The sequence below is a fragment of the Phytobacter sp. V69 genome (assembly GCF_965644215.1).
Classification (GTDB): Bacteria; Pseudomonadota; Gammaproteobacteria; order Enterobacterales; family Enterobacteriaceae; genus Phytobacter.
Window position 1 is genome coordinate 1 of sequence record NZ_CBFFRL010000191.1, and the last position, 8,899, is coordinate 8,899.

An 8,899-nucleotide genomic window follows, 5' to 3' on the forward strand; every position below is an offset into this window, starting at 1 on the left:
TGCTTCCATCGGGAATAAGGATCTGGCAGCCTGAGTTCCCAACTAAAATACTCTCCAGGAAAACCGGGGCGGTTCAAGAAGAGGTCGTATGATCCCTTAATCTGACCAGGATCAAAAACCATTCCCCCTGATTAATATAAAAAGACAGTGTATTTCACCAGCAATACGCCTAATTGCACTTTCTAACTTAGCTTAGTCAGAAACGGTTAATATATTTATTACCAATTAGTCTTTTTAATCGCCTCAGATTTATTACTAGAGTGGTTTTCCGGACAATCTTGAAGGAAAACAACCATGACCTTAGCCAATCGCATTGCCCGTCACGACACTGACTTATTAGAGATTCACCCCGTCGCCGGAAATATCGGCGCAGAGGTGCGCAATATTTCGCTCTCGGCTGACCTTGATGATAACCATATTCAGCAGATTGAAAATGCACTCGTAAAATATAAGGTTTTATTCTTCCGTAAACAGCGTCATCTGACCGACGAAGCCCATCAGGCCTTCGGTGCGCGTCTGGGTAAGATCGTGGCACATCCTACGGTTCCGGCACCTGCGGGCACTAAGTTGTTCGAGCTGGATGCCTCAAAAGGCGGTGGTCGGGCAGACTCCTGGCACACCGATGTCACCTTCGTGGATGCCTTCCCGAAAATATCTATTCTGCGCGGCGTCACCATCCCGGAATATGGCGGTGACACCGTCTGGGCCAATACCGCATCAGCCTATGAATTATTGCCGGAATCGTTAAAACAATTTGTCGGCACGCTGCGCGCTATTCACAGTAATAATTATGACTACGGCGCAGAGCGTATTGTCACCGAAGAACATCGCCTTAATCACCATAAAAATGTCTTTGTCTCCTCTGTGTGGGAAGCGGAACATCCGGTGGTACATGTTCACCCGGTAACCGGTGAACGCGCCTTATTACTCGGCCACTTTGTGAAAAAACTGGTTGGATTTAATAGCCGCGAATCGGCGCAGCTTTTTGAATTACTGCAAAACCGCATTACCCGCCTGGAAAATACCGTGCGCTGGCAGTGGCAGCAGGACGATGTGGTTATCTGGGATAACCGCAGCACCCAGCATTACGCCGTTAATGACTACGGCAATCAGCCACGCCTGGTGCGCCGCGTCACTATCGAAGGCGAACCCGCTGTCGGCATTGACGGCAGCCGCAGCCGCACCGTGGCCCGCCCGCAGGATGCCGTTAACGAATCTTCATCGGATACCCCAGACAGGGAAGTGAACTATGCAGCGTCGTGATTTACTCAAAGCCATGGCGGCGTTCGGGGTCTACAGCATGATCCCGGCCATCGCGCGGGGGGCGAATGCTGCCCGAAAATACGATGGTGTCACGCTGAATGTCTCCACGTTCAGCACCGCCTGGCCGCAGCTGATCCGCCAGTGGCTGCCGGAATTTGAAGCCCTGACCGGGGCAAAAGTGCAGCTCGATACGCCTGCCTTCCCGGTCTACAACCAGCGCGCCGATCTCGAACTCTCGACGCGCGGGTCGGCTTATGACGTGGTCAACGTCACCTTTATTTACACCAGCCGTTGGATCAACGCGGGCTGGCTGACACCGCTCGATGAGTTTATCGCCAACCCGAACCTCACCCCGACGGACTGGAGTTTGCAGGATTTTCTGCCTGCTACCCTGGCGGCGGAAACCGGGCGTGACGGCAAGCTCTACGGCATCCCCTATGTGGTGGAAGCCATGCTGGCGGGAGCCTCACGGTATGACCTGATTCAGCAGGCCGGGCTGGAATTCCCGAAATCCACCGATGACCTGGTGAAGGTGTTGCAGGCGGTGAACAATAAAGAGCGTGTTGCCGGGTACGTCACCGATAACCACTACGGCTGGACCTTTATCCCGTACCTGCAGGCCTTTGGTGGCAACGTGTTCCGCGCGCCGCCGGACGATCTCTTCCCGACGCTGGATACCCCGGAAGCGGTGCAGGCGGCCGATTATTTTGCCCGCCTGATCCGCGAGTTTGGCCCGAACGGCGGCATTACCTATACCGCAGACCAGTCGTTGCAGGCGCTGAAACAGGGAAGGGTGAACTTCTCCGACGCCAGCCAGACCTACCTGGCGCAGCTGGGCAATGCGGAAACCTCGCGCACCCTGAACACGGCCCACTTTGGCCCGATGGTCAGCGGGCCGAAAGGCTGGTTCCCCGGCATGGCGACCCACGCGCTGGGTATTCCGGCGGGATCGAAAAACAAAGAGGCGGCGTGGGCGTTTATTCAGTGGGCGCTTTCGAAACAGAACACTGCTCGTGCGCTGGCCGCCGGGTACGGTTCACCAACCCGTCGCAGCGATATCGACTCGCAGGTGTTCCGTTCTAAGCAGGTGATCAATGGCGTGGATCTGGCGCAGCTCTCCATCAATGCCATCGACCAGGCGGGCAAGGGCGGTTACATGAAATACCGCACCGTGGAGTTCTATCCGCAGGTTGACCAGCAGCTCAACAAAGCCATTGCGCTGATTGCCTCCGGTCAGCTTTCGGCGAAAGAGGCGATGGCCCAGGCGCAGGCTGGCACCATTGCCGATCTGAAACGCGCCGGGGCGAAGATTTAGAGCCTGAGATCCAGGCGTAATTGTTGCAGGCAGTTTGGACTCGGACAGCGCGGAACAACCGGAGTGTACACGTAGTACGTGAGGATTGTGAGCACTGCCCAGGGCCAAAATGGCAAATAAAATAGCCTGTATTGAGGCTCTTTGAGGTATCAACCAATGGCACAACCAACAAGCTGGCGACACCGCCAGCGTACTGCCTGGCTGCTGGGGTTATCGCCGTCGCTGGTGGTGCTGACGTTACTGACCCTGGTTCCGGCGGCGGCGCTGCTGGTCACCAGCCTCACGCCGTTCAGCCTCACCAACCCGGAAGCGACATTCACCTTTAGCAACCCGCTGGTGAACTACCAGCAGTTGCTACATGACGACCGCTTTCTCAACTCGCTGGTCACGCAGCTTAAGCTGTCGGTGGTGAGCGTCTTTTTCCAGGTGCTGATCGGGCTGCTGCTGGCGTTACTGCTCAATGGCCCGTCGCGGCTGCTTAACGGAGTGCGCACCTTGTTGCTCATTCCCATGGTGCTGCCGCCGATTATCGTGGCGCTGATCTGGAAAATTATCTACACCCCGGACATCAGCCCGCTGCACCAGATCCTGGACCAACTGAACCTGCCGCTGAACTCGCTGATCGCCAACCCGGACACCGCGCTGTGGGCGATTGTGGTGGCGGATGTCTGGCAGTGGTTTCCCTTCACCATGCTGATGGTGCTGGCGGCGCTGCAAATGGTGCCCAACGAACCGCGTGAGGCGGCAAGCCTGGACGGGGCCTCGTCGTTCAACATCTTCCGCTACGTCGTGTTGCCGCACCTCAAACCGGTGCTGGCGGTGTGCATCCTGTTTCGCCTGATCGACAGCTTCAAAGCCTTCCCGCTGATTTACATCCTCACGGACGGCGGGCCGGGCTCGGTGACGGAAGTCACCAACTACTACGGCTTTATTCAGGCCTTTAACTTTTCCTGGTGGGGATACGGCAGCGCCATCGCGGTGGTGATCCTGGTCGGGGTGTTTATTTTAAGCTGGCTGATTGGCCGCGCGGGGTGGAACGATGACAGTACAACAAACTGACGAACGCCGTCCGCTGGCGTTCACCGTCACGCGGCGCAAGAAGTGGCGTTTCAAAGGCAAGCGCACGCTGGCGGCATTACTGCTGCTGGTGCTGTTCCTCGCGCCGTTCCTGTGGATGGTCATCATGTCGCTGCGCCCGTCGATGGACGCCTTCGAACTGACGCTGTTCTTCACGCCAACGCTGGAAGCCTATCGCCAGTTGATCGCCGGGAACTTCCTGCAGCCGTTTGGCAATAGCCTGATGGTCAGCGTGCTCTCCACGGTGTTCTCGCTGCTGGGGGTGCCCGCCGCCTGGGTACTGACGCGCTGGCGTTTTCGCGCCCGTCGCTATGTGGCGCTGTGGATCCTGGTTACGCGCATGGCGCCACCCATCGCCTTTACCATTCCGTTCTTTCTCGCCTTCCGCTGGCTCGGCCTGCAGGACACGATTATCGGGCTGGCAATTGTCTATCTCACCTTTAACCTGGCGATCGTTATCTGGCTGATGCAGACCTTCTTTTCGGCCATTCCGGTCACGCTGGAAGAGGCGGCGTGGATGGATGGTTGCTCCCTGTGGGGCAGCTTCTGGCGGGTGTCGCTGCCGCTGGTGAAACCGGGCCTCGCGGCGACCGCCATTCTCTGCTTCATCTTCTCGTGGAACGACTTTTTCTACGCCTTGATTTTAACCCGTACTAACGCCGTTACCGCCCCGGTCGCCATTGTGAACTTCCTGCAATACGAAGGGTGGGAGTGGAGCAAAATCGCCGCTAGCGGCACTCTGGTGATGCTGCCCGTGGTCGCCTTTACCCTGCTGGTGCGGCGCTATCTGGTACATGGTTTAACCGCTGGTGGACTTAAGGATTAATGATGGCAACCCTGACACTCAACAACATCGCAAAACATTTTAACGGGCAGACCATTATTCCCGGTCTGGATTTGACCATTCACCACGGCGAATTTATTGCGCTGGTGGGGCCGTCCGGCTGCGGAAAATCCACGCTGCTGCGCATGATTGCCGGGCTGGAAGGTATCGACGGCGGCGAGCTGATTCTGGACGGTGAGGTGATTAACGACCTCTCGCCGCAGGATCGCAACATGGCGATGGTCTTTCAGAACTACGCGCTCTATCCGCACATGACGGTGGCGGATAACCTCGGTTTCTCGCTCAAAATGCAGCGGGTAACGAAGGAAAAAATCGACAAACAGGTGCAGCAGGCGGCAGAAACGTTGGGGCTGACGCCGCTGCTGGCGCGCAAGCCGTCACAGCTGTCCGGCGGGCAGCGCCAGCGCGTGGCGATGGGTCGCGCTATTTTGCGCCACCCGCGTCTGTTCCTGTTCGATGAGCCGCTCTCGAACCTCGACGCCAAACTGCGCGTGGAGCTGCGCACCGAAATCAAAGCGCTGCACCAGCGGCTCAACACCACCATGATTTACGTTACCCACGATCAGATTGAAGCCATGACCATGGCCGACCGCATTGTGGTGCTGCGCGACGGCCATATTGAGCAGGTCGGTACCCCGCTGGAGCTGTACGATCGCCCGGCCAACGCTTTTGTGGCGAGTTTTATCGGTTCGCCGTCGATGAACCTGTTCACCGGGCACGTGGAGCGGCCTGGCATCGTGATGACCGATGACGGCATTGCGCTGCCGGTGGCCCAGACGCCGGGACTGGATGTGGGGCAACGGGTGCTCTACGGTGTGCGTCCCCAGCACTTTGTGCTGACACCGGGGGCGTCGATCAACGCTCACGTCAACGTGGTGGAGCCGACCGGCTCGGAAACGCAGATCCTGCTCAATATCGGCCAGCAAAAAGTGACCACGCTGTTCCATCAGCGCGTGGCAACGCAGCCGGGGGAAACGCTGAAAATCCTGCCGGATGCCCGTCACGCTCACCTGTTCGATGCCGCCAGTGGACTGCGCCTGAATTAACGCGAAGGGAAAGTCATGAGTCAGAAAGTGATTGTGTTTGGCGTCGATGGATTAATGATGCCGCTGCTTAAAAAATTTGCCGCCGAAGGGGAATTGCCCCATATCAGCCGCATACTGAGCGACGGGGCGGCCAGCGAGCTGTTGCCCTATATTTCTGCCTGGGGCGATGTCAACTGGGCGGCGTTTCTCTCCGGCCAGGCACCGGGCACCTCGTGGCACGGTCAGGCGTTACCGGCGGATTACGCGAAGACGCAGCCGCTGTTGAAGCAGCTTGCAGATAACGGGTTACGCGCCGCGCTGGTCCATTTCCCGGAAAGTGTGGCGTCACCCGCGCCGCATTTTACCCTGTCGCCGTACTGGTCTGCCGCCGCGCCCAGCCCGTACACCTTTGCCAGCCCGGCGATCTACACCACTGACCGCCAGCGCCTGGATACGCCACCGAAACCGCGCCAGCAAACGCTCGGCTGGCCGCCATCTTCCCCGTTGGCCTATCACGACAAAGGACTATGGCAGCCGCTGGAGAAGGCGAATAGCGACGACTGGCGTCTGACGATACGTTCGCCGCATGGTCAGGACGTGACATTGTCACTTGATGTTGAAACCCGGACGCTCCACTCAGCGGGCGGACATGTCGCGTTAACCCAAGGGGCGTGGAGTGACTGGCTGGCATTGGGCGAGGCGGCGCAAGGGGGCAAAGCCCGTTTCTGGCTGGCACGGCTGGAGCCGCATATTGAGCTTATCCAAAGCGAAGTGACCTTCCCGCAGCGCATTGCCTCGGACAGCGCACTCGCGCAAACCCTGATTGACGAACTGGGGCCGTTTTACAGCCAGTGGGCGGTGAAGGCCTCGCCGGACGAAACGCTGCTGGCGTCAACCTTCCAGGATGCAGAACACCAGTCGCTGTGGCTGGCGGACAGCGCGCTGCGCTTAACTCATCAGCACGGCTACTCCCTGTGGGCGGCGGTACATCACCTTATTGATGAATCGCACCATCTGTGTCTGGGGCAGTACGACCCGAGTTCGCCGTTTTACCAGCCGCAGCAGGCCGCGCGTTACGAGGCGGTGATCCGCGAATGCTATAAAATTCTCGACCGCTCGTTGGGGCGCATCATCAACGGCATGGACGAGGAGACGACGCTGATTCTGGCCTCCGATCACGGTGCGGTGCCCAACCACTTTATGTGCGATATCCAGCGTTATCTGGCAAAACACGGGCTGGTGGCGCTGGATGAGCGGGGGCAGACGATCCGCCGTCATAGCCAGGTGTATCTGAAAGACGAGCGCGGCGGGCTGGAGATTTATATCAATTTGCAGGGGCGCGAGGCAGACGGCCTTGTGCCTCAGGCGGAGTATGCCCGCGTGCAGGCGCGGGTGCTGCACCTGCTGCGTAACTGGCATATCGAACACAATGGGCAAATTCACCACGCCGTCGCCTGGGCGTTGCGAAAAGAGGACGCCGCCAGCGCCGGGTACTGGGGCGAGTTTGCAGGCGATGTGCTCTTCACCTACGACAGCGGCTTTGTCTGGGGAAGGAGCGCGGGCGGCGAGGATATCTGCCTGGTGGCCGTTCCCGGTGCCAATCACGGCCCGCAAAAACCGACGGCTGAAACCGCGCACACCTCGAATTACGGCGTGTTGCTGGCCTTCGGCGCAGGAATTCGCCGTGGCTATTATCACGACCGCCACCAGCACGGTCCGTACCGGATGGCGGACCCCGGCGCAACCATTGCTTACTTGCTTGGCGTCAAACGCGATACCCTCGACGGCTCTATAATGCAGGCGTTACTTGCGCCAGATGGGGCCGAGAGATGAGCGAGCATCGTTATACCCGTTACGGGAGTTTGCACAACAAAGTGGTGGTGATCACCGGTGGGGCCAGCGGGATTGGCGCGGATCTGGTGGCGGCGTTTCGCCAGCAGGAGAGTCGGGTGCATTTTCTGGATAGCGATATGACCGCAGGCGCGGCGCTGGCAGACGAGCGTGGCGCGCAGTTTCACCCGGTCGATGTGTGTAATATTGCCGCGCTGCGCGAGGCCATCGACACGATTGCCGCCCAGGAAGGGCGCATTGATGTGCTGATTAACAACGCCGCCCGCGACGACCGAACCGATACCCTGACGGTGGAGCCGGAGGGCTGGCGAGAGAGCCTGGCGGTGAACCTCGATCACCAGTTTTTCGCCAGCCAGGCGGTGGCCGTGCTGATGCAAAAAGGCGAGGGCGGCAACATCATTTTGACCAGCTCGACCAGCTTTATGAAGGGTCGACCGGGGATGTCCGGTTACACCACGTCCAAGGCGGCGATTGTCGGACTCAGCCAGACGCTGGCGCGTGAACTGGGGCCGTCGGGGATTCGCGTTAACTGCATCGTGCCGGGGGCGATCTCCACCCCACGCCAGCAGGCGCTGTGGCGCACGCCGGAGTCGGAAAAAGAGATCCAGGCGATGCAGTCGCTGGATATCACCCTGGAAGGCCGGGACGTTGCCGCGATGGCGCTGTTTGTCGCCTCCGATGACGCCCGTGGCTGTTCGGGCGCGCTCTTTTTTATCGATGCCGGTATCCGCCTGGTTTGATTCTTCACGGCTACACTTTTGCCGCCCGCACGTTCAGGGTGCGCCGGGGCGTCGTAATGATGGTGGTGACGACGCCCACGATATGCGCGCCTTCTTCTTCGTCAATGTATACGGTGCGATAGTTTTCGTTCTCCGCCACCAGGCGCGCTGGCGAGAGGCGCAAACGCCGGACGGTAAAACCGCTCAGCAGGCGGGCCACGACGATATCGCCATCCACCGGTTGCAGGCTGCTGTCGACCAGCAATAACGAGCCGGGCAGGATCGCCGCCCCGCACATTGCGTCGCCGGTATTGCGCAGCACGTAGGTGGCAGACTGGTGGCTGATCAGATGTTTTACCAGGTCGATTGCGCCTTCGATGTAATCGGCCGCCGGACTGGGAAATGCGCTGGTGGTCATGGTGTTATGCTCCCGCAAAATGCCTGGTAGCCCGCTATCGGCTGAGGAAATGAACGGTTTAAGCAACGTGGGATTTTCACCCTGGAGACATGCATGGTCTACATCCGCATGAAGTACTGTGTTTATATACAGTATCGCTAAAAATGGGCATCGATCAAGCCGCCCGCGCGCGGTTTTTGCGAAGGGTTTGACGCAAGAAGGAATTTAGTTGCCAGCAAGGATTACGGACGGGTCAGCACGGTGGTGGGCATCGCTGCAGATTATTTCATCCAGGCCACGGCTTTTTACATTCACCAGGCCAGGCACTACACTTAGGGAAGGTGCGATTTAATCGGTGGGGTTCAGTGGAGTCCTTAGCTGTATTAGCCTTACCTTAGCTGAGCTGTA

The 8,899-nt window shown here is 58.7% G+C and carries 8 protein-coding genes; 7 read left to right on the forward strand and 1 reads right to left on the reverse strand.

Annotated elements, in window-relative coordinates:
• The first annotated feature begins 294 nt into the window (after window positions 1-294).
• The 7 genes from ACSZPU_RS20545 (at window position 295) to ACSZPU_RS20575 (ending at window position 8,115) form a co-directional block, all read left to right on the forward strand.
• The gene (locus ACSZPU_RS20545; protein ID WP_499002641.1) at window positions 295-1,263 is read left to right on the forward strand and encodes a TauD/TfdA dioxygenase family protein; all 969 of its coding nucleotides are present in this window, start codon (window positions 295-297) and stop codon (window positions 1,261-1,263) included.
• A complete protein-coding gene (locus ACSZPU_RS20550) occupies window positions 1,250-2,578 on the forward strand; it encodes an ABC transporter substrate-binding protein (RefSeq protein WP_499002643.1) in 1,329 nt (442 codons plus the stop codon). Before ACSZPU_RS20545 ends, ACSZPU_RS20550 begins: the two co-directional genes overlap by 14 nt.
• Before the next feature lie 156 nt (window positions 2,579-2,734).
• Window positions 2,735-3,637 carry a carbohydrate ABC transporter permease gene (locus ACSZPU_RS20555; protein ID WP_499002644.1) on the forward strand — a complete coding sequence of 301 codons (903 nt, stop codon included), beginning with the start codon at window positions 2,735-2,737 and terminating at the stop codon, window positions 3,635-3,637.
• A complete protein-coding gene (locus tag ACSZPU_RS20560; RefSeq protein WP_499002646.1) occupies window positions 3,618-4,481 on the forward strand; it encodes a carbohydrate ABC transporter permease in 864 nt (287 codons plus the stop codon). The genes ACSZPU_RS20555 and ACSZPU_RS20560 overlap by 20 nt, the downstream gene beginning before the upstream one ends.
• Before the next feature lie 2 nt (window positions 4,482-4,483).
• The gene (locus ACSZPU_RS20565; protein ID WP_499002649.1) at window positions 4,484-5,545 is read left to right on the forward strand and encodes an ABC transporter ATP-binding protein; all 1,062 of its coding nucleotides are present in this window, start codon (window positions 4,484-4,486) and stop codon (window positions 5,543-5,545) included.
• Window positions 5,546-5,560: 15 nt separating this feature from the next.
• A complete protein-coding gene (locus ACSZPU_RS20570; protein ID WP_499002652.1) occupies window positions 5,561-7,357 on the forward strand; it encodes an alkaline phosphatase family protein in 1,797 nt (598 codons plus the stop codon).
• Window positions 7,354-8,115, forward strand: coding sequence for an SDR family NAD(P)-dependent oxidoreductase (locus tag ACSZPU_RS20575; RefSeq protein ID WP_499002653.1), 762 nt, complete (start codon window positions 7,354-7,356; stop codon window positions 8,113-8,115). The genes ACSZPU_RS20570 and ACSZPU_RS20575 overlap by 4 nt, the downstream gene beginning before the upstream one ends.
• 10 nt (window positions 8,116-8,125) lie before the next feature.
• Here ACSZPU_RS20575 and umuD read toward each other — a convergent pair whose 3' ends face one another.
• On the reverse strand, window positions 8,126-8,512 hold the full coding sequence (gene umuD / locus ACSZPU_RS20580; RefSeq protein WP_499002655.1) for a translesion error-prone DNA polymerase V autoproteolytic subunit: 387 nt from the start codon (window positions 8,510-8,512) through the stop codon (window positions 8,126-8,128).
• Window positions 8,513-8,899 lie beyond the last annotated feature (387 nt).

What these genes read in the sequence shown, in the direction of transcription:
- ACSZPU_RS20545 (WP_499002641.1), top strand. Translation starts at nt 295, where the DNA reads ATGACCTTAGCCAATCGCATTGCCCGTCACGACACTGACTTATTAGAG.
- ACSZPU_RS20550 (WP_499002643.1), top strand. Translation starts at nt 1,250, where the DNA reads ATGCAGCGTCGTGATTTACTCAAAGCCATGGCGGCGTTCGGGGTCTAC.
- ACSZPU_RS20555 (WP_499002644.1), top strand. Translation starts at nt 2,735, where the DNA reads ATGGCACAACCAACAAGCTGGCGACACCGCCAGCGTACTGCCTGGCTG.
- ACSZPU_RS20560 (WP_499002646.1), top strand. Translation starts at nt 3,618, where the DNA reads ATGACAGTACAACAAACTGACGAACGCCGTCCGCTGGCGTTCACCGTC.
- ACSZPU_RS20565 (WP_499002649.1), top strand. Translation starts at nt 4,484, where the DNA reads ATGGCAACCCTGACACTCAACAACATCGCAAAACATTTTAACGGGCAG.
- ACSZPU_RS20570 (WP_499002652.1), top strand. Translation starts at nt 5,561, where the DNA reads ATGAGTCAGAAAGTGATTGTGTTTGGCGTCGATGGATTAATGATGCCG.
- ACSZPU_RS20575 (WP_499002653.1), top strand. Translation starts at nt 7,354, where the DNA reads ATGAGCGAGCATCGTTATACCCGTTACGGGAGTTTGCACAACAAAGTG.
- umuD (WP_499002655.1), bottom strand. Translation starts at nt 8,512, where the DNA reads ATGACCACCAGCGCATTTCCCAGTCCGGCGGCCGATTACATCGAAGGC.